Genomic DNA, 24,335 nt, shown 5'->3' with positions numbered 1-24,335 from the left:
GGGGTTGCAGGTGCAAAAGCATTTGCAAGAGAAGGTGCAAATGCAATTTCTATTGATAATTATTATCAATTAGGATAAGGTGCGCGCCACAACGCTAAGGGCCTCAACCTGAAACCAAAAAGAGGTTCTGCATTAGGAGTCAAGGAGAACACCATGTTAAAGAAATCCGCGTTGGCGCTGGCCGTCAGTTTCGCATCGGTTGCCGCACAGGCTGCCGAAAAAGCCCCTTCTCTTGAAGAGATGTGGAAAATCATTCAGGCCCAGCAGGCCGAAATCAAGTCCCTCAAGTCGCAGCTGAACAGCGCAGAAAACAACATCCAGGAAACCAAAGTGATGGTTGCTGCCACTGCCGATGCAGTTGAGCAGGGCGCTGCAACCAGCGGCAAGCTGTCCAAGCTGGCTTCATGGGCGGAGAAGACTGCTGTCGGTGGCTACGGTGAGCACCACTTCAACCACAAAGAAGATTCCGACGATCAGATCGATGCGCACCGCTACGTGCTTTATATCTCTCACCAATACAGCGACACTTTGCGCTTCTTCTCGGAGTGGGAGCTGGAGCACAGTCTGGCCGGTGACGGCAAGCCCGGTGAGGTGGAGCTGGAACAGGCTTATGTGGAGTGGGACTTTGCCCAGAATCACAGCGTTCAGTTTGGTCAATTCCTGGTGCCCGTGGGCATTCTCAACGAGACCCACGAGCCGGACACTTTCTACGGCACCGAGCGCAACAAGGTGGAGAGTGAAGTTCTGCCGGCGACCTGGTGGGAGACCGGTATTCAGTTCAAAGGTGAGCTGGCACCTGGCCTGACCTATAACGCAGCTGTGCACAGTGGTCTGGAAGTGCCCGTCAGCGGCAGCAGTGCCTACCGCATTCGCAGCGGTCGTCAGAAGAGCGCTGAGGCAATCGCAGAAGATCTGGCCTTCACCGGCCGTCTGAAGTACACCGGCATAAAAGGATTGGAGCTGGCGGCGGGTGTTCAAATGCAGCAGGACATCACCCAGGGTGCTGCCATAGACGACGCGGAAGCGACCCTGTTGACCGCTCACGCGATCTACAACAGCGGTAATTTCGGTTTCCGCGCACTGTGGGCTGAGTGGGACATTGATGGTGATGATTTTGAAATCGCTGGTGCTGACGACCTCAGCGGCTGGTACGTCGAGCCTTCTTACAAACTGACCGAGAAGCTGGGTGTGTTCGTCCGCTACAGCGAGTACGACCGTGGTAACAAACTGAACACAGACTTTGAGACCTACGATTTCGGCGTTAACTACTGGTTGAATCCCAACGTTGTCCTGAAAGCCGATTACACTGATACCGTTGGTGATGGCGATGAAGGCGATGCCTTCAATCTGGGTGTTGGCTGGTCCTACTAACCTCGCGACAAAATAGTTGCTCCTCAACTATTTTGTCATCGCCGCATACCTTTGAAAGGGACATTGCCGATAGCAATGTCCCTTTCGTGCGTTTCGGGAAACACGAGAGGCAGAAGTTTTGAAACAACTGGTTGTAGTCTTGGCACTGTTATTGTCGCCCTTTGTCTGTGCTCAGAAAGGGCTTTTTCTTAGCGCAGAGCAGTTGCATGAAAGAGCGTTTCCCGGTCAGGACATGAGCTGGAAGACCCTGTGGATCACCAAGGATCAGCGTCAGAGTATCGAGCGTATTCTCAACCACAGCTTTAGAGGCATCCGCATCCGTTACTGGGGTGAGGGTTCTCGAACTGTGTGGATTTTTGAGGAGATTGGTAAAGAGTTACCGATCACAATTGGTGTGACGGTGGACGCGGGCACCATTGCCGACATGGCCGTCATGGAGTATCGGGAGAGTCGCGGTGGTGAAGTACGCTACCCGTTTTTTACCGATCAATTCAAAGGGGTTGCCCTGCGAACGGAGTCGCCGCCAAAGCTCGACGGGCATGTTGACGGCATTACCGGTGCAACCCTGTCCGTGCGAGCCATGAAGAAAATCGCTACACTGGCGCTTTTTTGTCACCAGCTGACCCCATTTGCCGAGCATGAACGTACACCAGCCAGCCCCTGATCCCAAGGTACACCTGGCCAGAAAAATCCGCCGCAACCGGCTGCGGCCTTTTTTCTGGCGCTGGCACAAGCGCGCGGGCTTGGCCGCAGCGCTGATCGTATTGTTGGTTGCCATAACCGGTATCGCACTGAATCACACCAGTGAACTGCAGCTGGGCAAGGCATCGGTCAGGCAGGCCTGGTTGCTGGAGCATTACGGTGTTGAGTTGCCCAGCCTGCGCAGTTATAAGGTCAATGGCCACTGGCTGAGCGGCGACGATAGTAATTACCTTTATATGGATGCTCATCAGGTGGCCTATTGCAATGGTCGCCTGGTCGGGGGGGCGCTCAATGAAGGCCTGCTTGTTGCTGCCTGCGAGCAAGAGCTGTTGCTGCTGACTGACGATGGCGAAGTGGTCGAACGGCTGGGAGCCACCTACGGGCTGCCGGTGCCGCTTTCTGCCATTGGCACCTGTGGCGAGTCTCTCTGTGTACAATCCGGCCAAAGCTGGCTGCAGGCTGACTTTCAACAATTGGTGTGGACGCCATTGGCTGCACAGCAATTGTTGCCCCAGCCTGGTGCGGAGTCGCCATTACCTGCAGACATTCGCGCTCGGCTGCTGAGCGAACAGATTGGCAGCCCGTTATCCTGGGAGCGAGTCCTGTTGGATCTGCACAGCGGTCGAATTTTTGGAACGGGCGGCGTGCTGATTGTGGATGCAGCGGCTATCCTGTTAGTGTTCCTGGCGTTTAGCGGCTTTTGGCTGTGGTATCGAGGTCCAAAGCGCGACCGCTGACAGGCAAATGGAGCCAATTGGCATGAGATCAAGGATGATGTTGGTCGCAATTCGTACGATTGTCATCTATGCGGTGTAATTAGGCCGCTTCAGCGTCCCTCAACGATTGACTCAGCCCCAAGATAACGGCATAAAAGACTTCCGGCTGACAAAACGATAATACCTAAATGATTGATATTCCCGGCTATAGAATCCTGCGAACCCTGGGCAAAGGGGGGATGGCGGAGGTCTATCTGGCCATACAGGAGAGCTTTGAGCGGGAAGTGGCAATCAAGGTCATGTCCCTGCATCTGGCGCCCGACAGCAGTTTCAGTGAGCGCTTTATCCGTGAGGCCAAAATCGTCAGCCGCCTGGTTCATCCCAATATCGTTACTGTCTATGACGTGGGGGTGGTGGGTGATTCCCACTTTCTCTCCATGGAGTACATACCTGGTGACGACCTGAAAAAAGCCCGCCACGGGCTCAGCCTTAAGCGACGTCTCGAGGTGATCCGGGATGTTGGGCGGGCACTGAGTTACGCCGGCAAAAAAGGCATCGTCCACCGGGACGTCAAACCCGAAAACATCATGCTGCATGAGGAAGACGGTCGTGCGGTATTGATGGACTTCGGTATCGCGCGGCCCCAGGACGTTGCCTCCAGCATGACCCAAACGGGCACTGCGATTGGCACGCCACACTATATGAGTCCGGAGCAGGCCCGTGGGCAGGCTGTTGACCAGCGTTCTGACGTTTATAGCTTGGGCATTGTGCTGTTCCTGTTGTTGGCTGGCCATATTCCCTTTGACGCCGAATCTGCCGTGGCTATTGGCATCAAACATGTGGCCGAACCCATCCCCATGCTGCCAGCGCATGTGCAGCTGTTCCAGCCCATTATCAACAGAGTACTGTCCAAGGACCCGGCACATCGATTCCAGACTGGAGAAGAGTTTATTGCCGCCCTGGATGCACTGCCGAAGGAAGAGATCGACAAGATCGATGAGCGTCTGCAGCAGCAACAGGCCAGGGCAGTGATGCAGTCTGATGCCGATGCCCCGACGGTAATGGGCGCTACTATGACCAGTGTGACTGATCTCAGCGATGCATCGGCTCCCACAGTCAGTGGCATTGACGACACCGTGATGGAAACACTCGCCGCCACTATGGCAGCGGGAGCGAATACCGCCAACTTTCAAAATACGCCGTCAGCGCGTGTGGGAGCGGCAGAAACCGGCCCGGATACCGGCAATGTTGCTACGGCTCCACCGATAGCAGCAACACCTCCCCCTGGGTCGGCGCAAGCCGATGCCCAGGCAGCGACGGTCGCAGTGCCTGGGGCTCATGCGGTCGCCAACCGCATACCTTCCGCAGGTGCGACCCATGCCGAAGCGCCGGTTGCCCAGCGCCATTCTCTATGGCCCTGGTTGCTGAGTCTGGCGGTCGCCTGTGCGGTCGCCTATGGGGTTTATTATCAGCAGCAGCTACCGGCGGCCCAGCGGGTGGCCGATATCGAAGATTTGTTCGCACTGGTGGATAAGGCGTTATCCAAGAATCAGCCCGGCAGCCAGCCGGCGGTAGCGCCAGTAGCGACCTCCCCGGCACCTCAGCCAGCGACCACAACCACCGCACCACAGGTAGCCGCTCCGCAACCAACCCTGGCCGTTAAAACGACTCCTGCCGCTCCCGAGCCACAGCCGGCTGCGGTAGTGCAATCCCCGGCACCGGCGGCCAATCCGCAACCTGTTGCAAAGACAACCCTGCCACAGGCACAACCGGCGGCGACAACTCAGCCCGCGGCGCCTGTCGCGGCGCAACCCGAATTGACGGCGCCGGCACCGAAGGCGCCCGTGGCCGCAGCTCCGCCGGCGCAGCAAGTGACGGTAGCGACCAATGGCAATTCCCAGGAACGTCTGCGCCAGCTGCAGCGCGCCGATGAACTCTACTCCCGTATGCACAGCGAGCCGCACATGGCCATTGGTGCTGCAGAAATCTATCGCCTGTTGATGTCCCAAAACCCTGACGACCAAGAGGCCAAGTCCGGCTTGCAAAGAATCAGAGATTTTATTGCCGGGCGTGTTCAGGATGGTCTGGAGCAGAGGGACCTGGATCAGGCTCGTGAATATATGCAGCTTGGCCGGCAGGTGTTCCCCAATGCCGCCAGTAACATTCGTTTTCAACCATTGGTTCGCAAGCTGGAAAAACTCGAATCGGTAGAAAAGGGGTTGGAGCAGGGCAGATCCTATCTGCAGGCCAATGCCCTGACGACACCGGCCGGCGCCAATGCCCTGGAATCCTTCCGGCAGGTGTTGAAGGTAGACCCCAAAAACCGCGAGGCGCGCCAGGGTATCAAGGATGTGTTGGACCGCTATCGCTCCATGGTGCAGTCCCACATTAGTCGCGAAGAGTGGGATCAGGCCCAATCGCTGATCAAGCGTGCTCTGCAGATTGAACCGGGCCACCCCGCCTTGACCCGCCTCCAGGGCCGTGTTGAGCGTCAGGGCAAGCTCCAGGCCTTGTTGCAGCAGGCCCAGCAGCAGCGGGACGCAGGCCAGATTCTGGAGCCCAACGGCAGCAGTCTGCGCGCCACGCTCCAGAAAATTCTGCGCCTGGATCCCGAGAATGAGATGGCACTCAATGGCCTGGCGGCGATGGAAGATCGCCTGGCAAGTGAAGTGGAGCAGGCAATCGCAGACAAAGACTTTGACAGGGCGCGCGGTAATATCGCCCGCGCAATGGTGTACTTTCCCGACAGTGCTCGCCTGCAGGAACTGAAGCAGCGCAATGAACAGGCGATCGTCGACAGTAAACCCAGAATCTCCCGTGTACTGATCAGCAATACCCAGCTCTCCAGTGTCAACGGAGACCAACCGGCGGCCCTGGAGGTGGACCGAACCATCCACGTGGGCTTCGAATTCAACAATTTTGAATCCGCCACCACGGTGGTGCAGGCTATCCTCTTTGACGGTGCCCATCAGATGCAGATTGCCCAAGTGCCGGTTATTGTCATCGGCCAGTCAGGGGTGCAGTTCTTCCGTATTGAGGGGCCGGCTGTGGGCTTTGTGGACGGTGGTTACCACATCGATCTGTTGTTGGAGAATAAACGTCTGATTTCGGCGGCTTTTCAGGTCAAGAATACTGCGGGCCTCTAGTGTCTCTTCTGAAGCGTAGGGGCTTGTCATTAGGAATTTTAATCGCCAAATAATTAGTATTAATTTTTATCATTGGCCGATGATGCTTATGATGGCTGCTTTTTGATGGCCGGGCGTCTTTTTTGGCGGTAAATACTGTCGTAGTCGCCCCCGATATGTTTCCGGAGGCAGGTTCCCATGACCACATCGACGACCACAGAATTGCTCAAGACCCCGCTGCACGCCATGCATGTAGACGCCGGTGCCAAAATGGTGCCCTTTGCCGGCTATGACATGCCGGTCACCTACCCCGACGGCATCAAGACCGAGCACCTGCACACTCGTGCAGAGGCGGGCCTGTTCGATGTTTCCCATATGGGGCAGGCCCTGGTCAAGGGCGCCGGCGCCAAAACCGACCTTGAAAAAATGCTGCCGCTGGATCTGGATGCGCTGGCGCCAGGCCATTCCGTATACACATTTCTGCCCAATGCCGATGGCGGCATCATTGATGACCTGATTGTGACCTGCTGGGATGAGCAAACCTACTTTATGGTCTTTAATGCTGCCTGCAAGGAAAAGGATATCGCCCACTTCCAGGCCAATCTGTCCGACGCCAGCACGTTGGAGCTGCTGGAGGACCGAGCGTTATTGGCCCTGCAGGGACCAGCCGCCGCTGAGGTGCTGAGTGTCCTTAACAGCGATACTGCCGCCCTGGTGTTTATGACCGGCAAGCACCTGTCCATCAATCACGTGGACTGTTATGTGACCCGCTCCGGATATACCGGTGAGGATGGCTTCGAAATTTCCGTTCCGGCGGCCAGTGCAGAAACCCTGGCCAAATGTCTGCTGACGTCACCCAAGGTCAAGTGGATTGGTCTGGGTGCCCGCGATTCATTGCGCCTGGAAGCCGGCCTCTGTCTCTATGGCCACGATATGGATGATGCCCGTTCGCCCGTTGAGGCAACCTTGATGTGGGCGGTGAGCAAAGAGCGCCGTCGCGCCGGTCAAAGAGCCGGCGGGTTTATCGGTGCCGATGCCATTTTCGCCAAGCAGACCGAAGGCGCCAGCGAAAAGAGAGTTGGATTTCTGGTCGACGGCAAGGCGCCGGTGCGTGAAGATGCCGACATCGTCGACGCCGAAGGTAATCTGATTGGCCGTGTCACCAGTGGTGGTTTTGCGCCCAGCCTCAATGCACCTGTGGCGATGGGTTATGTGAAAGCAGAGTTTGCGGCCGTCGACACACAGGTATTTGCGCTGGTGCGTGGCAAGCCAAGAGCCATGACTGTCGCCAGGACGCCCTTCGTTCCACAAAACTACTTCCGCGGCTGATCAGCTACACTGCGGCAAGCTGATAAAGAAAGATGCGCGTCGCGCGCGTCTTTGCTGATTTAAAGATCCAAAAAGCCAGATCCAAACTGACACACATTCGAGATTCGCCATGACCAACAATACCGGTTTCGATTCACGCCACTCTTTTGTACCTCGCCACATTGGCCCGGCCAGTACCGATCAACAGCAGATGCTGAATACTCTGGGTTACAACACGTTGTCCGATTTTATCGGCGATGTGATTCCCGACAATATTCGGCTGCCGGAAGCACTGGCGCTTGAGGATGGGTTGAGTGAAATTCAGGCTCTGAAAAAACTCAAGGCGCTGGCAGAAGGTAATCAGGTGCTGCGCTCTTTCATCGGCCAGGGTTACTACAACACGCATACGCCCAACGTGATTCTGCGCAACGTGATGGAGAATCCCGCCTGGTATACGGCTTATACGCCTTATCAGCCGGAAATTTCTCAGGGGCGCCTGGAAGCACTGCTGAACTATCAGACCATGGTTTGCGACCTTACCGGTATGGAACTGGCCAACGCCTCCATGTTGGACGAAGCCACGGCGGCTGCCGAAGCCATGACACTGTGTCAGCGTATGTCCAAATCCAAGTCCCTGAACTTTTTTGTGGACCAGGACTGTCTGCCCCAAACCATTGATGTCATACAGACCCGTGCAGAGCCGCTGGATATCAATGTCATTATTGGGAACCCGAGCAGTGACCTTCAGGCTGACGATGTCTTTGGTGTGTTGCTGCAATACCCGGGCGCCAGTGGTCAGATCAATGATTACCGCGACGTGATTGACGCGGTGCACGCCGGTAAAGGATTGGTGGCCATGGCGGCCGACATTCTCGCTCTGACCCTGCTGGCGTCTCCTGCCGAGTTGGGCGCCGATGTTGCCATTGGTTCCACTCAACGCTTTGGTGTACCCCTGGGTTATGGTGGTCCGCACGCTGCTTACATGGCCACTCGCGAGAAGTACAAGCGTTCCTTGCCCGGGCGTCTGGTCGGCCGCTCTGTAGACAGTCAGGGCAATGAGGCTCTGCGCCTGGCCCTGCAAACACGAGAGCAGCATATTCGCCGCGAAAAGGCGACCTCCAATATCTGTACCGCTCAGGTATTGTTGGCAGTGATGGCCAGCATGTACGCGGTCTATCATGGCCCTGAAGGTTTGAAGGCCATGGCCGAATCCATTCATGCCAAAACCAGTACCTTGGCGGGTGAACTGCAAGCGGCCGGACTGACTCTGGAAAACAACAGCTGGTTCGACACCCTGACAGTTAACACCGGCGACAAAACGGCGGACATTCACGCTCGCGCTCTGTCCAACGGCATTAACCTGCGCGTTATCGACGACAGCCGCGTGGGCGTCTCTCTGGACGAAACCGTCGAAGCCGAAGACCTGCAGGCGATTTTGTCTGCGTTTGGCGTCGAGCAGATCAGTGGCGCTGAACAAGAGCCGGTGATTCCCGCCGAGCTGTTGCGCAACAGCGATTACCTGACCCATCCGGTATTCAGCAGTTATCATTCCGAGACCGAAATGTTGCGCTACTTGCGGGGATTGGCGGACAAGGATCTGGCGCTGGACCGTGCCATGATCCCACTCGGTTCCTGCACCATGAAACTTAACGCCACAGCGGAAATGATCCCGGTAACCTGGCCGGAGTTTTCCAGCATGCATCCGTTTGTACCGACCGAACAGGCCGAGGGTTATCGCCAGTTGGATCGCGAATTGAATCGGATGCTGTGTGAAGCCACCGGCTACGATGATATTTCATTCCAGCCCAATGCCGGCTCCCAAGGGGAATACGCCGGCCTGCTGGCCATTCGTGGTTACCATGAATCCCGTGGTGAAGGTCATCGCAACATCTGCCTGATCCCAAGTTCTGCTCACGGTACCAACCCCGCTTCCGCACAAATGTGTGGTATGAAAGTGGTGGTCACTGCCTGTGACAGCAACGGTGAAGTGGACATGGCCGATCTCAAGGCCAAAACCGAACTGCACAGCGACAACCTGGCGGCAATCATGATCACCTATCCGTCCACCCATGGTGTGTTTGAGGAAAACGTTCGCGAGATCTGCGAACTGATCCACAGCCACGGCGGTCAGGTGTATGTGGATGGCGCCAACTTTAACGCTATGGTGGGCCTGTGCAAGCCCGGCAAGTTTGGTGGCGATGTGTCACACCTGAACCTGCACAAAACCTTCTGTATTCCTCATGGAGGAGGAGGTCCCGGTGTGGGCCCGGTGGCAGTGAAGTCTCACCTGGCACCCTACCTGCCTGGCCACGCACAGTTGGACAATCCCACGCACGCCGTTTCCGCTGCGCAGCTGGGAAGCGCCAGCATTCTGCCCATCACCTGGATGTACATCACCATGATGGGGGCTGCCGGACTGCAATCCGCCACGGAGCTGGCTATTCTTAATGCCAACTACGTGGCCAAGCGTTTGTCTGCCGCTTACCCGATTCTCTACACCGGTAACGCCGGGCTGGTGGCCCACGAATGCATTGTGGATCTGCGCCCCATTAAAGAAGAAACCGGTGTGGACGTGGAAGATGTGGCCAAGCGTCTGATCGACTACGGCTTCCATGCGCCGACCATGAGCTTCCCGGTAGCGGGTACCCTGATGATCGAACCCACCGAAAGCGAAAGCCTGTATGAGTTGGATCGGTTTTGCGATGCCCTGTTGAAAATCGGCGAAGAGATTCAGGCGGTTCGCAGTGGTGAGGTGCAGCTGGCGGACAGTCCTCTGGTCAGCGCGCCGCATACTGTGGAGATGGTTTCCGCCGATGAGTGGGACAAACCCTATCCTCGCTCACAAGGTGGCTTCCCGCTGGAAAGCCTGCGGCAGAACAAGTACTGGCCACCCGTGGGTCGTATTGACAATGTCTACGGTGACCGCAACCTGGCGTGCAGCTGTGCGCCGATTGAGGCCTATATGGAGTCTTGATTCTGATTTTGGTTATTTAGTGCTATCTTGAGGTCATGCCACTCTATTTCGACAGGTATGGCCCTCAATGACCCTCTGCAATGTTTCTTGTAACTGGAACCAACATGCCAGAGTGGTGCTGATTCCCTGGGCATGGTTGCTGCTTATTTTTTCGTTGGCAATCCGGTCCGTGGCAGCGGCTGAGGCGATTCCAGTTGTCTACTCGGGAGAGCACCGAGTCGAGTTTGCCCTGGAGTTATTAACGCTGGCATTAAAGGCCGACGGAGGGCAGTACAAACCCAAACCCCATGGGGTTCGTCTCCCGCGTGGTCGGGATTTTCGCCTGCTCAACCAAAACAGGGAAATCGACGTTCTCTGGGGCAGCGCGACTCGCGAGCGGGAGACAAGGTTGTTGCCCGTTCGAATTCCCATCTACAGAGGCATGATCGGCTGGCGTATTGCCGTCGTGAAGCGCGATAGCCAAGACATGTTCAGCGGCATAACAACGCTTGAACAGTTGAAGCAGCTTGTGCCCGGACAAGTCCATGCCTGGACAGATACCCGTATTCTTGGATTTAACGGCATCAAGGTTGAAAAAGGCACTTCAACGGATTCTCTTTATCGCATGCTCAAGGGGGGACGCTTCGACTACTTTCCCCGCTCAATTATGGAAGTCTGGCATGAATACGAAGATCGCACGGGCATGGGGTTCCATATCGATGAACATGCATTGATCCACTATCCCTCAGCCTATTACTTCTACGTTAATCGAAGCAATAATGTCTTGGCTGTCAGCATTGAGAACGGACTCGAAACATTGATAAAAACCGGTGAATACGAACAGCTTTTCTTTCGTCATTATGGCGATATTCTGGCTCGGGCGCGTATGCACAAGCGGCGGGTCTTCTCCTTACAAAATCCCTATTTGACGGACAAGACCCCGCTGCGGCGTTCCGAGCTGTGGCTGGATCCTCATGTCGTCGCCTCCGAATACGCCGGTAACTAGTACTCCTTCAAGGTGATATTGCCTAATGCAGCGCCAATCAGGGCGTTTTCTGCAAGGCGCGCTGGCGAAGGCATAGTGGGGCTATGTCAAGCCAGTGCAACACAGCAGAAGACGCCCTGATTGGCGCCCTTCGGGTCAAAATCTAAGCGGCCCATTGCGTTGTTGTTCCCTCTCGACGTAGAACCACTATGCCTTCGAGGAAACGCCTAGCACTGGGCCGCTTAGATTTTGACTGCACTAGGCAATATCACCTTGAAGGAGTACTAGATCCCTAGATCACACCGCGCGGGCAAGGCTGGCAACCCGTTTGCCCAGATGTCTGGCGGTGGCCAGATCGGTTTCATGCACGTTGGTGTCAGTGGTTTGCGCGATCACGCCGCATTGGGCGCCGAGCCGGTTTCTGCCTTGCGGGTCGTAGCCGCCGGGGATATCCAGCCCTACCCACAGCATGCCATGCTGGTTGGCAAATGTGTTGAGGTACTGGATCGTATTGAGCTGATCGCCGCTGTAATTCGATCCGATGGTGAAGCCGGCTGCGACTTTGTTGGCCCAAACCTGGTCGCACCAGATTTCACCGGTGGCATCGGCGAAGGCTTTAAATTGTGCGGAAACGCAGCCCATATAGGTGGGAGAGCCAAATGCCACCCCATCCACAGAGTCAATTTGCGCCAGCAATTCGTGGTTCACAAAACGGCCATCGACAATGTCTTTGCCTGAAATCGACAGCATCAATGCACTGGCGGTGTTCGTGTCGTTAACACCTTCGGCGATTGCCTCGGCCAATTGCTGGGTGGTTCCGGTGACGGAGTGGTAAATAACGGCAATAGTTGTCATGCGGTATCCCTGGTTGTGATTGAAGATCAGCTGGCTGCTGTGGGTATGCAGCATAAAACCTCAACCATGGTTAAGGTAAAGCGCCGATTTCATCTTTGTTTTCGCTGGCTCAACTACACTCAATAGATTGGCAGCAGAGTGTTAACAGGCTACGCGGAATCGGGTAAATCGTTTGGGAATATGACAACAGCGGAAGATCCTCAGCCCAGCAATACGGAGCCCGCCTTCCAGATCGAGCTTCGAAGGCTTGAAAAGTCCTACGGCCAAGGTCGTGTGCGCCGCTCCGTACTTAATGGTCTGGATTTTCAGGCACAGGCCGGCCAGACAGTTGCCCTGTTGGGTCGCAGTGGCTCCGGTAAATCCACCCTGTTAAACCTGCTCGCGGGCATTGATCAACCTGATGCCGGCGAGGTCTTGGTTAATGGCCGCCATCAGTCGCATCTCACCGACAGCGAACGCACGGATTTTCGCCGCCGCCAGGTGGGGTTTATTTATCAATCCTTCTTGCTGATACCGACATTAACCGCCTTTGAGAACATTGCCCTGGTGCTGGAACTTAATGATGTGCGCGGTGGTGAGTTGAAGCGGCGTACCGCAACCATGCTGGATGATATCGGTTTGTCGGATCGGGGCGGCAGCTACCCGGACCAGCTCTCCGGCGGTGAGCAGCAGCGCATAGCCATTGCGCGGGCGTTAGTGCATCGCCCCAAACTGGTATTGGCCGATGAGCCCACGGGTAATCTGGACGAAGACAGCGGTCGATCCATGTTGGCGCTTATGCATTCACTGGTCAGTCAACAACACGGGTTGCTGGTGATGGTGACACACAGTCTGGCCGTAGCTCGCAGTGCTGAACGGGTATTGACGCTGGAGCAGGGAAAGCTGTTCGAACGGGAGGGGGAGTTCGCCTGGTGACCATGCCAATGTCGTTAAAGAGCGTGTCGCTGTTGCATCGCAGCAGCTGGGGCTACCTGCGACGACATCCCTGGCAGACGGGTCTGATGGGGTTGGGTATTGCTCTGGCTGTGGCCATGGTGGTCGCCGTGGATGTTGCCAATGCCAGTGCCCGGCGGGCCTTTGCGCTAACGCTGGAATCGGTGACCGCTGGGGCGAGCCATCAGATCCTCGGCGGACCTTCCGGCATTGATGAACGGATTTATACATCGTTGCGAACGGATCTGGGATTCCGTTCCAGCGCTCCAGTAATACGGGGGCGTGTCCGGGTTCAGGGCAGAACCTTGATCTTGCTCGGTACGGATCCTTTTAGTGAGGTGGCGCTCAATGGGGTGCAGCCTGATTCTCTTGCGCTGGCCGATGCCAAAGTCAGGATTAATCCCATCCGGGTTCTACTGCAACAGCCTTCCGTGGTGTTAAGCCAGCAAACCGCTCAGCAGCTCGGGCTTAAGTCTTCGGAGTCATTCAACCTTGATATTGATGGGGCTATCAAGTCGGTGGTACTGGCGGCGACTTTCGAAGCGGACAATGCCGCCGCCGCCGAAGGACTGGTATTTGCCGATATGTCCACGGCGCAATGGTTGCTGGGCCGATTTGGTGTTATCGACAGCATTGATCTGCATCTGCAAAACGACGAGGTTGAACCGCTGCGGGAATGGTTGCCTGCAGGTTTGACGCTTATAGATACCGGGAATCGTCAGCAGAGATTGATGCAGATGAGCGCCGCCTTTCACCACAATCTCACAGCCATGAGTTTGTTGGCGCTGCTAGTCGCCGCGCTACTCATTGTCAACACAGTAACCTTTTCCGTGCTCAAGCGTCGCACGTCGCTGGGTATTTTGAGATCGCTGGGTGTTACCCGCTCAGAGTTAATACGTTTGATTTGCATAGAAACGCTGATCGTTGCTGTGGTGTTTGGGGTTTTGGGTTGTGCGTTCGGAGTGGCGCTGGGGCAGGTGTTGGTGCGGTTTGTCAGTGGCACCATCAGTGATTTGTATTTTCATCTGCACGTTACCGCATTCTTGCTCGACTACCGCTCAATAGCCAAGGGATTTGTGCTGGGACTTGGGACAGCGTTCATATCGTCTTTGGTGCCAGCTTGGGAGGCTGGCAAGAGTCTTCCCGTGCAGGTGTTGCAGCGTTCGGTGGTTGAGTCCGGTTGGCACCGGCGATTGCCATGGATGCTATTGTTTGGGGCGGTTCTCGCAGCTCTGGGAAGCGCGTGGTTGCAGTGGCCCTCCGGCTCCCTGTGGGGTGGATTTGCCGCCCTGGGGCTGCAGGTGGTGGGTTTCTGTCTATGCATACCAGCGCTGTTGATGTTGCTGGTCAAGTTGATTATGGCGGTGTTCGGCTATGGTTTTGGCATCAGTACCCGTATGGCCGTTCGCGGCATTGCCCGCGGAGTCAGCCGTTCCGGTCTGGCCGTGGCGGCATTGGCGTTGGCACTCTCGGTTACCGTTGGTGTCGGGGTGATGATTGGCAGCTTTCGCCAGACAGTGATTCACTGGCTGGAACAAAGCCTCCAGGGCGACATGCATATCAGCGTACGGAATCGCAATACTCAAAGCGTACCCGCTGATTTGATTGATGATCTGCGCCACTCCGCAGAGGTTTTTCAATTACGGCAAATACGGCGAACCCTGGTAGAAACACAGTTTGGTCCCCTGCGATTGATGGCCGTTGCCAGTCCAACGCCACTGGTCACACCGGAATTGATAATGGCATCAGAAGCAAATTGGCAGACGCGTCTTCAAGAGGACGAGGGGGTGATGATATCCGAAACCCTGGCATATCATCGCAGCCTCAGCAGCGGCGATTCGATCACCCTGCTCACTGACGTGGGCGAGAAGACCTTCAGTGTTTTGGGCGTGTTTTACGACTATACCTCCAGCCGGGGTTTGCTGCTGATGGACGACCAGGTCTATCGGCAATGGTGGCGTGATCAGCGGGTGACGGCAATAAGCCTCTCTCGTCCCCCGAATGTTTCTGCGGAGCTATGGCACCAACGCGTTGCAGAGAGACTGGTGCCATACAGTGAAACTCTGCAATGGCATTCCAGTGAAGGTATCCGCACCCTGAGTCTGGCTTTGTTTGATCGCACCTTTACGATCACGCAAGCTCTGCGTTTATTGGTGATTGTTGTGGCCATGGTTGCCATCATCAGCGCCCTGTTGGCGTTGCAACTCGAGCGACAGCAACAGTATGCCCTGTTGCGCGCGATGGGAATGAAACCCGGTCAATTGATGGCAATGGTGCTTACAGAAACCGGACTGATGGGTTTGGTGGCGGCGCTATTGGCAATGCCCATGGGCGTGGTGATGGCGGATGTATTGATTGATGTTATTAATCGTCGCTCTTTTGGTTGGAGCATACAGTTTTACTGGGCCTGGGAAACCTTCCTGCAGGCGTTTGCGTTGGGTATTCTCTCCGCGCTGGTGGCCGGCTTGTATCCCGCCTGGCGTGCGGCCCGGCTGCAACCGGCCAATGGCTTGCGAGAGCAATAGTGCCATGTGCCTGCGCCTCGGGTTGATTCTGCTGGTACTGTGTCTGACAGGCTGTGTGGAAAAAACACCCAGACAAGATCCACTACAGCTGGGGCAGCTGCTGGGTGGCAGTGACGTGTCGGGTTATGATCGTGCAACCACACCGCGTGTGTTTGAATTTCCACGTGACCATGGCCCCCACCCGGCGTTTCGCAATGAATGGTGGTATTTGACTGGAAATCTGGTGGCTAAAGACGGCCATCGGCTCGGCTACCAAGTCACGTTTTTTCGAAACGCTCTCAGCCCCATCGAAGAAGCGCAGTCACTCAAACAGCAAAACCCTTCGCAGTGGTTGAGTGACTCAGCCTGGATGGCGCATGCAGCCGTCAGTGATCTTGGTGACGGTCAGCATCTGTATGGGCAACGCTTTTCCCGCTCGTCTCCGGGGCTTGCAGGCGCGCAGGCAAATCCTCTGCGCGTATGGTTGGACGATTGGTCTTTGTCCGGACAGAAGCACTGGCAATTAAAAGTTATTGACCGGAACTTCGCCATCGAACTCGATCTTCGTTCTGCGAAGCCTCCGGTATTGCAGGGAAACAAGGGCCTAAGTCAAAAAGGGCGTGCCCCCGGTAACGCCTCCTATTATTACTCGATCACTCGAATTCACAGTCGCGGAAAGGTCCGCGTCGGTGACGTTGTGTATGAGGTGGATGGCTTGAGTTGGTTTGACCGGGAATGGAGTACCAGCGCTTTGGATGATGATATGGAGGGCTGGGACTGGTTTGCCTTGCAGTTCGATGACGGCCGTGACCTGATGTATTACCAATTGCGAGAATTTACAGGCGGTGCCCATCCCAATAGCCAGGGTGGCCGGGTGGCAGCGAATGGCCAATATGAATTGCTCAGCAGGAACGATATAGATCTTGTGGAGCTGGATCACTGGCGTGCGCCCAACGGATTCGATTATGCAGTCCGATGGCGGATGAGCGACCGGACTACCGGGGAACAATGGTTGATTGAAGCGCCGGTGCGAAATCAGTATATGGATCTGGCGGTCAAATACTGGGAAGGGGCGGTTGTCATCTATGAATTACCGAACAGAAAGCCAGTTGGCCGCGGCTACCTGGAGATGACCCGCATAAACCCTGAGGGTTAACGCTGTGGTAATCTGATACCTAAGCGAATCTCAACCCCTGCCAATCTCAAACCCATGCCAATCTCAAAGAGGAGGCGACGATGACGGAGGAAGTGGATAAAGTGGAAGCTGCGGACAACAGTGAAAAAAAGGAAAAAACCGACAACAAGTTTGAGCAGGAATATTCTGAAAAGGGTTTTTGGGACAAGATCAAGAATTACGCCAGAGTGGCCGGCGAGAGCGTATTGGAGCCCGCCTTGCGGTTGTTTTATGCCGCCCAGGATGACGACACCCCTGCCTGGGCCAAATCGGTGGTTTACGCCGCGTTGGGCTATTTCATTACTCCTCTGGACGCGATTCCCGATCTGACGCCGCTGGCGGGTTATTCCGACGATCTCGGCGTGCTGGTGGCGGCCGTAGCGGCCATTGCTGCACATATCAAGGTAGAGCATAAGGAAAAAGCGCGTGAGACCATGGGGCGGTGGTTTAACCGGGACTAATCTTTGCTTATTGCCATGCGGCTATTTTAGGGCTTCCCTGTCTTGATAGCGTCGCCAGCGCCGCCAAAACAGCAGCGGTAAGGCGATCAGCCCCAGCGTTGAGGGTGCAGGCACGCTGGATGCCGGTGCCAGGCGCTCTCCTTCCACAATGATATTGCGAAACGCCAGCACCTCTTCGCCGCCGTTCTGGCTGCCAAAGAAAAACAGATCCAGCTCTCGGGCCGTTCCATCAATTGATCGCTGAAAGGTTTGTAATCTGTTATCCAGCAGTCTGCCGTCGATGGCCAGAGGATCATTGAGCACTCTGGTCAGACCTGAAGCCAGTGTATAGGTCTGTTGCAGTGAGGTTTCTGCATTGAGGTCGAACAAGGTTTGACGAACGCCACCATCCAGGGCGTAATCAAAGCTGAAGCGGTCTCCACTTTCAAAGTCGCCCATGGCAGCGATATCAATCAGCAGCTTGAGCTGGTCAAACCCTCCAATGGCAAAGCGCCAGGTGGCTTCCGCGCTGCCGTTGGGGTTGTCACTGTTGTCGATATCCTGGGCGGCAAAAAACGGATAGGGGTCCGAGGGCTGCAGGATACCAAAGTTGTCATCAAAGGGCGGTGCAGCTGAGCGATCTATCAAATTTTCGCCAATCGGAGCATTGCCAAGGTGGTGAATCTGAAAGGTATCATCCGTTGAAGCAAAGGCGTTGCGAAAGGGGTTGTTATAGGCCAGCAGGTTCTGGCTGCCCCCTTTGACCAGGTCATAGGCAACAATGTCGGCACATCCGGTGGCGCAAATCAGGCAGAGCTCGAAACCCAGCAGCAGTTTGAAGGTTAAATGGGAGGCGTACTTTGAAGAAGAGATCATGAGTCAAATTCCTTTTTGTTTGATCTTTTGTGGCGAAGGTCTCTTACGGGTCATCCATTGATCCGAAGGGTGTGTCAGGATGCCGGCCGGCAGGCTCCACAACAAGAGCCTAATCCAAGCGGAAACGCAAATTTCGCAACAGATCCGTGGGAAATCACGCAAAAGTAGGGGGAATTTATTGACAACTCATCCGGGCAGCTATTTTTGCAGTACAATATCGGGCTTTTTTGTAGAGCAGCTGCGCCGGTGAATTCTGGCCATATATAACCAACCACCTGAGAGCCCTAGTGACATTATTCAGAGCCCTGCTTAATTTGCCCCCGGAAGCGTCCTTGTCAGATGTCTTTCGCTCCTTTGCCTGCAGGCTCTCGCTGTTGGCAGTGGTGGCGGTTTGGGTGGTTGACCCCTTTGTTGATGCCCTGATGCTGGGTGAGGGAACATGGTTACAGCAGCTGTTTCACCCTGAAGCCGCAGAGATCTACTTCCGCTCGACCCTGTCGTTGCTGATTCTGTTGATAGGCGTGACATCGACCGTTTCCTCTCTGCGTGTGCAGTCGCAAAAACAGGCACTGATGATGGAGCGGGAAAAACTGAGTCAGGTGATCCAGTTTGCCCCCGAGTGTGTCAAGACCGTGGCCCGCGACGGTACCCTGATGGAGATGAACCCTGCCGGATTGAATATTGTCGAGGCCGACAGTCTGGGCGAGGTACAAGGGCAGTCGGTTTATGACTTGATTGCGCCGGAGCATCGGCAGCTCTATATCGACTTCAACGCCCGTATCTTTGCGGGGAAGTCGGAGCAGATTGAGTACGATGTCATAGGGCTCAAAGGCACGCGCAAATCGGTTGAAAGCCATGCCGTGCCGCTGCATGACAATGACGGCAAGGTGATTGCCCATCTGGCGATGACCCGGGACATCACCCGCGCCAAGCAAATGGCGGCCAGGCTCAGTTACCAGGCCAGCCATGATTTGCTGACCGGGCTGATCAATCGGCACGAATTTGAGCGTCGGGTGGAAACCAGCCTGGCGTTAGCGATCACCGATAAGAGCACCCACGCGGTATTCTTTATCGACGCAGACCAATTCAAAGTGATCAACGATACCTGTGGTCATCTGGCGGGTGACCAGCTGCTCAAACAGCTTGGCGAGATCATTCGCGATCAGGTTCGGCAGCAGGACAGTGTCGCCCGTCTCGGCGGTGACGAATTTGCAGTGTTGTTACAGTACTGCGCCGAGATTGAAGCCAGGGAGTTGGCGGAGAAGTTGCGGTCTGCCATTGATGAATTTAATTTTCCCTGGGAGGGGCGTCAGTTTAAGGTTACCGCCAGTATTGGTGTCGTTATTTTCGATCAGTCCGATGCGCAGGTCAGTGATATCCTGCGAGATGCGGACACCGCCTGCTACATGGCCAAAGAACAGGGCAGAAATCGTATTCAGGAGCATCGCCGCGACGACGATGTCACCGCTCGTCACCAAGGTGAAATGCACTGGGTGTCCACCATTCACGAAGGTATTGAGCAGCGTCGGTTTATTATTGTCGGGCAAGTGATTGAGGCGCTGGCAGATGATGAACACAGCCGCCATGTTGAGCTGTTGATTCGCTATCGCAATGAAGACGGCAGCCTGGCCCCCCCGGGGGCTTTCCTGCCCGCAGCGGAGCGCTACGGTATATCGGCCAAGCTGGATCGCTACGTGTTGGTGGCCGCGCTTGAACACCTGCGGCAAGTGCCTGAGCTGTTGCAAGTCTTTAACACCTTTAGCATCAATCTGTCTGGCCTTACATTGGGCGATTCGGATTTTCTGCCCTTTGCCAGTGAGCAGATGACGAATTTTCCTGAGCTGTCGGGCCGGATCTGTTTCGAAATCACGGAAACGGCGGCCATCAGTAATCTTCAGCGAGCCACGCAGTTTATTGAACAGTTGCAATCGCTGGGCTGTCGCTTCGCGTTGGATGATTTTGGCAGTGGCTTGTCGTCTTTCGGTTATCTCAAAAATCTACCTGTCGACTACGTCAAAATCGATGGCAGTTTTGTGCGGGACATGGCGAAGGATCCGATCGATCTGGCGATGGTGCGCAGCATTAATGAGCTGGCGCATTTAATGGGAAAGCGAACGGTAGCGGAATTTGTCGAGGACGACGCCTGCAAGCAGCTGCTGAAGAGGCTTGGAGTGGATTTTGCCCAGGGCTATGGTGTTGCCAAACCGATGCCGCTGGCTGAGCTGGTTGCCCAATACGCACTGGTGTCCCAGCAAGAATGAATCTATTGAATACACTAGCCCTGCATTATTGTGTCGCAGTTGGGGGTGTGCGGTTGAGCCAGTAGTTGTGCACAACTCCGTCTTCCGTGGCAATAACCAAATTCAGCAACCCGTCCCCATCGATGTCCGCCAACAATGGCGCTGACAAGACATCTGCCTGTAGCAATTGTTGTCTGGGCAGGAGTGGTTTGCCATCCTTACCGCTCAGCAAGTGCAGACCTCCCAAGTCGTCGATCAGCACCAGATCAGGAATGCTGTCACCACTGAGTTCCCCCACGGCGGGTGGCGCCATTGTTCGATATTCCAGGGCCTGACTCCATAGCGACTGACCATTGGCGCCGTTGAGGACGCGGACTTCTCCGGAGAGCCCCAAAACAATAATATCTCCCTGGCCGTCCCGATTCAGATCCGCCGATGTGGGTAAGCTCAGACCGGCTTCGCCCAGAGATACCTCCCAGGCAGGATTGCCATCATCAATTTGATACCCGCTAACGGCAGTCGGCGAAAATGCAAACAGCAGCGTCTGTAGCTCATCTTTCGGCATGAGCAGGTGCAGCGTTTGGTTGGATGTTTGTTGCTTCCAAAGTGGTTGAATACCTGAAGGTGAGGGGGCCAGTGCGATCAGTGCGCCGTTCTCGTCGGCAATAAAAAAGCTTCCCTCTTCACTTTCGGATGCAGCAAAACTTTGGACCCGTGAAGTGTTCGCGCCCTGACTGTTCCAGACGGAGTTACCCTGCTCATCAAAAACTAGCACACCCTGCTTTGTGGACAGAGCCAAGATTTCCGCTATCCCGTCCCCGTTGATATCCAGCAGCAGTGGATCGTGATAGAAAGCACCGTGGCCTTCGCTCAATGTCTGGATGTCGCGGCTGGCAAGTTGAAGTTTTCCCTCGCTGTTCGTCAATAGCCACCCGGAGGTGGAAGCTAGGGGGCGATTATGGAAGGCGCCGCCTCCGGAAAGGTGTTCCTTTCGGTTTCCGTCTTCGCTATCCAGAACAAAGAGATTGCCTTCCACATCGCTTACAGCCAACAAGCGGTTGCCGAGGGTATCCTGACTTTGTACCGGACTGTTTAACGGGGTGCCCGGATTGAGCGGCTGTCGCCAGTTCAGCACAATCTGCAGCGGCGCACGCAGCAGTTTCGGTGCGCTATCCGGGCGAAGTTGGAACCACAACCACGCGTTAAATAACAGCAGGCATAACATTACGACCAGTTTCCAGTGGCCGGATCCGGCTTTCTCCTGGGGTTGTCTGGAATCTTCGCCCAGGTGTTCGACGCGAAACTGCACTTGACCGAGTGTTAACAGGTCACCGGGGTTGATGCGAGCTTGCTTACAGGTCTTGCTGTTGCGAAGTACGCCGTTGGTGGAATCCAGGTCGCGGATCTGCCAGTTCTTGCCTTCACAATACAGCTCGGCGTGGCGCCCGGAAATGGAAGCGTCATCAGCGATGACGATATCGCAGTCGTCGTTCTTGCCGATTACCAGAGGAGGGCTGTGCAGGACAAAATGTTTGCCGTAAATGGCACCACTCAGGCCGGTCAGACGCAGGGGTTGGGCGCCCAGTGAGAGCATCTTGGTACTGTTGCCCTTTTTGTTCTGGGAGGCGGCATTTTCCTCCGCTGAGGCTTCGGGACTTTCTGTTGGCTTTTTATTCGCTGAGGGCATTTCACCCGCTGAGGGCATTTCACCCGCTGAGGGCTCTACCTGCGGCGAAGGTATTCTGGCTTTTGCAGGTGGCACTGGTTCAGGTGCTGAAGGCTCTTTATATTGCGCTGAAGGCTCTAACAACTCGACTTCGTAAGCGAGGGTGCCCAGTGCGACCTGATCGCCGGGTTTGAGGGCGCTGGCATGTACTTTTTGGCCATTGACGCGGGTGCCGTTGGTTGAATTCAGGTCTTCAATGATCAGGTGGTTACCCTGCAACTGAATGCGGGCGTGACGTCGGGATAATCGGTTGGAATGAACGACCAGCTCGCACTTTTGGTCTCGTCCAATAACGGCGTCATGCCGCAGGGGGAGCAGCTCGGTTTCGGGGTTGTTGGGCAGTGGGCGCAGCTGCCACTGCAGGGGGTTGTCTGCACTCATGGTTATCTCGCTGCCCCGGATTCAGAGGTGGTGCGCGCCTCATTCTGGCGGTTAATCTTGGCGACGATCTTGAGGCCTTGCTTGATCATGGTTTTTTCCAGGAAACCCGGGTTGGGGGCGATCAGGCCGGCGTCCGCCATCAGTTTGATAGCACGCTCAAAGTCTTCGGCGGCCACTGCCTCGCGAATGGGCGGGAATTTGTCAATGGACTGCCGGTTGATGCCAAACTGACTCAGTACCCCATTGACCTGTTGCAACTCCTGTTGAAGGTACTGTTTGTCGGCATCGAGCTTGTTCAGTTGGCGCTGTCCATTGGCCAGTTGTTGGTGCAGGTCCTGCTGCTGCAGATGCAAGCGCTTAAGCGATTGCTCCCGTTCCGCCAGCATTTGCGCCAACAGCCGGTTTTCTTCCCCCAGCTCCGCTTCGCTGCGACCCTGGCTGCGCAGTCGTTCCAGCTCCTGACGCAGGCGTGCAATGTCGGCCGAGTCGGTTTTCTGTTGTGAGATGCGTTGCTCCAGAGACGCCATCTGCCGTTGCGCCCGCTGCAGTTGTGTTCGCGCCTGTTCCGCTTTCGCCAGGGCTTGTTGCAACAATTTGTCCTGTTCCGCCTTGTCACTATCGGCGGGTTTGGGCGACGGTGGGCTGCGGCGCAGCTTCAGGCCCTGGACAATGACTTCCAGCAGATCTGCAGAAAGATTGAGCTCCATCAGCTGTGCCACCAGACGCTCGGCGTCTTTGAGACGCCCGGCCTTGGTCGCCTGATTAATACGTCGCAGATAGTGGGTGGCGAGTTTGAGTGAATAGTCGCGGGCTTTAAGGTTGTCCGGGTTGGCGACCAGAATCTGCTCTACGGCAGCGATTGCCTTAGAGCCATCGCGAGCTGTTGGATTCTGCAAAAATCGATCGGCAAGGTCCAGGCGTGTGCGAATAAAGCTGGAACTGTACCGCGTCAATGGGGACTGATTGGCTTGCCGTTGCTCCCATGCCAGTTCGGCGCTGAGATCGGTTAGCGCGCTGTGAGGCCGACTGGCTTGTTGCAGCGCAGCGGCGGGACCGGATTTGCCGCGACGGGCCTGCTGGCGAGCCGATTGAAAATACTGCAAGCCTTGGTCACGCTGCCAGTGTTGGGCCGCCAGTGACACCGGCGAATTTTCAAAGGGTTCGGTGGCGTTCAGTTTGGCTGCTAAAGGAGTCGGCTCCTGGGAGTGTTCAGAGCCAAGCAGCTGATCAAACTGACGCTGCCATTGGCGCAGGGCTTGCCGCGATTGTCGTTGCTGTAACAGGCATTCCCGGGTGCGAGGCACGACTCCACAATTAACCGCCAGAGCCTGCTGCAATGCACCGCGCGCAACGGTCAGCTTACAGGTTCGCAACTGAGACAACTCGAAGCCGGCCGCAAACAGTTCTCGAGAGCTGTCCGGGGATAAATAATCACTCGGTGTCAGCTTGGTGCCAGCGCCACAGAATTCACCCAGCTGCGCCAGCCGGTCCGGGCGGATAAACAGCGTGTCCCATGCATCGTGGTTGGAAGGGAAGGACGCTGAAGTTTTGCCACTGGCCGCGTAATGCCTGGGTTGTATCAGCAGCCAGGCGGCGATAATGTCCGGTCGCCGCCGATCAAAAACCTGGGCCAGGAACAGGCTGCCGGTATCCGGCCTGGATTGCCGCAGGCTCCAGCGAGCGGCCGCGGGCAACTGGTGAATAGCAATGGTATTGGCAAAACCCGCCACACGCACACCACTGCGCCACTGCCAATTCGTCTGCCATTCGAAGCGGGGTGTGCCACCGTCCTCGTAAGCCTGCCAGGTCACTTCCAGTGCTTCGATACAAAGCTGTTGCACGGGCACGTCGGCAACAAACTCTGTGCAGGACTCAGTGAGTGTCAGCTGCCCTCCCCAGGGTGGTCCGGGCAGTGCCGCGGTTGCTGTGCTCCAAAGCAGTCCCGCCCAGAGCAGATAGCTCAGGGCGATTTGAGTTAACCTCTTGGCGGAACGAATCGTCATCCCTTTTTTATTCCCATCCGTCGTGGCGTCCTAAGGATAGCAT

16 protein-coding genes are annotated in these 24,335 nt (G+C 55.9%); 12 read left to right on the top strand and 4 right to left on the bottom strand.

Annotated elements, in window-relative coordinates; genetic code table 11:
* Positions 1–153 precede the first annotated feature (153 nt).
* The 7 genes from HBA55_RS11465 (at position 154) to HBA55_RS11435 (ending at position 11,181) form a co-directional block, all read left to right on the top strand.
* The gene (locus HBA55_RS11465; protein WP_166990710.1) at positions 154–1,371 is read left to right on the top strand and encodes a porin; all 1,218 of its coding nucleotides are present in this window, start codon (positions 154–156) and stop codon (positions 1,369–1,371) included.
* 118 nt (positions 1,372–1,489) lie between these two features.
* A complete protein-coding gene (locus tag HBA55_RS11460; RefSeq protein WP_166990707.1) occupies positions 1,490–2,035 on the top strand; it encodes an FMN-binding protein in 546 nt (181 codons plus the stop codon).
* Positions 2,010–2,810: a PepSY domain-containing protein gene (locus tag HBA55_RS11455; protein WP_240946043.1), complete on the top strand. Its 801-nt coding sequence runs from the start codon at positions 2,010–2,012 to the stop codon at positions 2,808–2,810. The genes HBA55_RS11460 and HBA55_RS11455 overlap by 26 nt, the downstream gene beginning before the upstream one ends.
* A 167-nt stretch (positions 2,811–2,977) precedes the next feature.
* Complete coding sequence (locus HBA55_RS11450) at positions 2,978–5,935, top strand: serine/threonine-protein kinase (RefSeq protein ID WP_166990702.1); 2,958 nt, start codon at positions 2,978–2,980, stop codon at positions 5,933–5,935.
* A gap of 177 nt (positions 5,936–6,112) precedes the next feature.
* Positions 6,113–7,243 carry a glycine cleavage system aminomethyltransferase GcvT gene (gene gcvT / locus HBA55_RS11445; RefSeq protein ID WP_166990699.1) on the top strand — a complete coding sequence of 377 codons (1,131 nt, stop codon included), beginning with the start codon at positions 6,113–6,115 and terminating at the stop codon, positions 7,241–7,243.
* A gap of 109 nt (positions 7,244–7,352) precedes the next feature.
* Complete coding sequence (gene gcvP, locus HBA55_RS11440; protein ID WP_166990696.1) at positions 7,353–10,196, top strand: aminomethyl-transferring glycine dehydrogenase; 2,844 nt, start codon at positions 7,353–7,355, stop codon at positions 10,194–10,196.
* 67 nt (positions 10,197–10,263) lie between these two features.
* Positions 10,264–11,181, top strand: a complete 918-nt coding sequence (locus tag HBA55_RS11435) for a substrate-binding periplasmic protein (RefSeq protein ID WP_166990693.1) — start codon at positions 10,264–10,266, stop codon at positions 11,179–11,181.
* Positions 11,182–11,457: 276 nt separating this feature from the next.
* Here HBA55_RS11435 and HBA55_RS11430 read toward each other — a convergent pair whose 3' ends face one another.
* Positions 11,458–12,069 (bottom strand): flavodoxin family protein, encoded by a 612-nt coding sequence (locus HBA55_RS11430; protein ID WP_240946001.1) that lies wholly within the window; start codon positions 12,067–12,069, stop codon positions 11,458–11,460.
* Positions 12,070–12,195: 126 nt separating this feature from the next.
* Between HBA55_RS11430 and HBA55_RS11425 the strand changes: the two genes are divergently transcribed.
* The 4 genes from HBA55_RS11425 (at position 12,196) to HBA55_RS11410 (ending at position 17,087) form a co-directional block, all read left to right on the top strand.
* On the top strand, positions 12,196–12,930 hold the full coding sequence (locus HBA55_RS11425; protein WP_166990690.1) for an ABC transporter ATP-binding protein: 735 nt from the start codon (positions 12,196–12,198) through the stop codon (positions 12,928–12,930).
* Between the two features lie 8 nt (positions 12,931–12,938).
* Complete coding sequence (locus tag HBA55_RS11420; protein WP_166990687.1) at positions 12,939–15,473, top strand: ABC transporter permease; 2,535 nt, start codon at positions 12,939–12,941, stop codon at positions 15,471–15,473.
* Positions 15,454–16,608, top strand: coding sequence for a lipocalin-like domain-containing protein (locus HBA55_RS11415; protein ID WP_206019714.1), 1,155 nt, complete (start codon positions 15,454–15,456; stop codon positions 16,606–16,608). The genes HBA55_RS11420 and HBA55_RS11415 overlap by 20 nt, the downstream gene beginning before the upstream one ends.
* A gap of 80 nt (positions 16,609–16,688) precedes the next feature.
* On the top strand, positions 16,689–17,087 hold the full coding sequence (locus HBA55_RS11410) for a YkvA family protein (RefSeq protein WP_166990685.1): 399 nt from the start codon (positions 16,689–16,691) through the stop codon (positions 17,085–17,087).
* Positions 17,088–17,108: 21 nt separating this feature from the next.
* On the opposite strand, the gene HBA55_RS11405 is transcribed toward HBA55_RS11410, so the two are convergent.
* Positions 17,109–17,942 carry a hypothetical protein gene (locus HBA55_RS11405; protein WP_166990682.1) on the bottom strand — a complete coding sequence of 278 codons (834 nt, stop codon included), beginning with the start codon at positions 17,940–17,942 and terminating at the stop codon, positions 17,109–17,111.
* Between the two features lie 287 nt (positions 17,943–18,229).
* On the opposite strand from HBA55_RS11405, the gene HBA55_RS11400 reads away from it, so the two are divergent.
* Positions 18,230–20,203 (top strand): EAL domain-containing protein, encoded by a 1,974-nt coding sequence (locus tag HBA55_RS11400; RefSeq protein WP_166990679.1) that lies wholly within the window; start codon positions 18,230–18,232, stop codon positions 20,201–20,203.
* A 25-nt stretch (positions 20,204–20,228) separates the two neighbouring features.
* Here the strand turns inward: HBA55_RS11400 and HBA55_RS11395 are convergent, their stop codons facing one another.
* Positions 20,229–22,289, bottom strand: coding sequence for an FHA domain-containing protein (locus tag HBA55_RS11395; RefSeq protein WP_166990676.1), 2,061 nt, complete (start codon positions 22,287–22,289; stop codon positions 20,229–20,231).
* 2 nt (positions 22,290–22,291) lie between these two features.
* On the bottom strand, positions 22,292–24,292 hold the full coding sequence (locus tag HBA55_RS11390; protein ID WP_166990673.1) for a hypothetical protein: 2,001 nt from the start codon (positions 24,290–24,292) through the stop codon (positions 22,292–22,294).
* Positions 24,293–24,335: the final 43 nt, after the last annotated feature.

Source organism: Pseudomaricurvus alkylphenolicus (assembly GCF_011683955.1).
In the GTDB taxonomy this organism is placed as follows: domain Bacteria; phylum Pseudomonadota; class Gammaproteobacteria; order Pseudomonadales; family Cellvibrionaceae; genus Pseudomaricurvus; species Pseudomaricurvus alkylphenolicus.
This window is presented reverse-complemented; position numbering and strand designations above follow the sequence as displayed.

Bases quoted from the DNA above. Each gene is read 5' to 3' on its own strand.
- HBA55_RS11420 (WP_166990687.1), top strand. From the start codon at position 12,939: ATGTCGTTAAAGAGCGTGTCGCTGTTGCATCGCAGCAGCTGGGGCTAC.
- gcvT (WP_166990699.1), top strand. From the start codon at position 6,113: ATGACCACATCGACGACCACAGAATTGCTCAAGACCCCGCTGCACGCC.
- HBA55_RS11410 (WP_166990685.1), top strand. From the start codon at position 16,689: ATGACGGAGGAAGTGGATAAAGTGGAAGCTGCGGACAACAGTGAAAAA.
- HBA55_RS11425 (WP_166990690.1), top strand. From the start codon at position 12,196: ATGACAACAGCGGAAGATCCTCAGCCCAGCAATACGGAGCCCGCCTTC.
- HBA55_RS11395 (WP_166990676.1), bottom strand. From the start codon at position 22,289: ATGAGTGCAGACAACCCCCTGCAGTGGCAGCTGCGCCCACTGCCCAAC.
- HBA55_RS11465 (WP_166990710.1), top strand. From the start codon at position 154: ATGTTAAAGAAATCCGCGTTGGCGCTGGCCGTCAGTTTCGCATCGGTT.
- HBA55_RS11430 (WP_240946001.1), bottom strand. From the start codon at position 12,069: ATGCTGCATACCCACAGCAGCCAGCTGATCTTCAATCACAACCAGGGA.
- HBA55_RS11405 (WP_166990682.1), bottom strand. From the start codon at position 17,942: ATGATCTCTTCTTCAAAGTACGCCTCCCATTTAACCTTCAAACTGCTG.
- HBA55_RS11450 (WP_166990702.1), top strand. From the start codon at position 2,978: ATGATTGATATTCCCGGCTATAGAATCCTGCGAACCCTGGGCAAAGGG.
- HBA55_RS11390 (WP_166990673.1), bottom strand. From the start codon at position 24,292: ATGACGATTCGTTCCGCCAAGAGGTTAACTCAAATCGCCCTGAGCTAT.
- gcvP (WP_166990696.1), top strand. From the start codon at position 7,353: ATGACCAACAATACCGGTTTCGATTCACGCCACTCTTTTGTACCTCGC.
- HBA55_RS11435 (WP_166990693.1), top strand. From the start codon at position 10,264: ATGACCCTCTGCAATGTTTCTTGTAACTGGAACCAACATGCCAGAGTG.
- HBA55_RS11415 (WP_206019714.1), top strand. From the start codon at position 15,454: ATGGCTTGCGAGAGCAATAGTGCCATGTGCCTGCGCCTCGGGTTGATT.
- HBA55_RS11455 (WP_240946043.1), top strand. From the start codon at position 2,010: ATGAACGTACACCAGCCAGCCCCTGATCCCAAGGTACACCTGGCCAGA.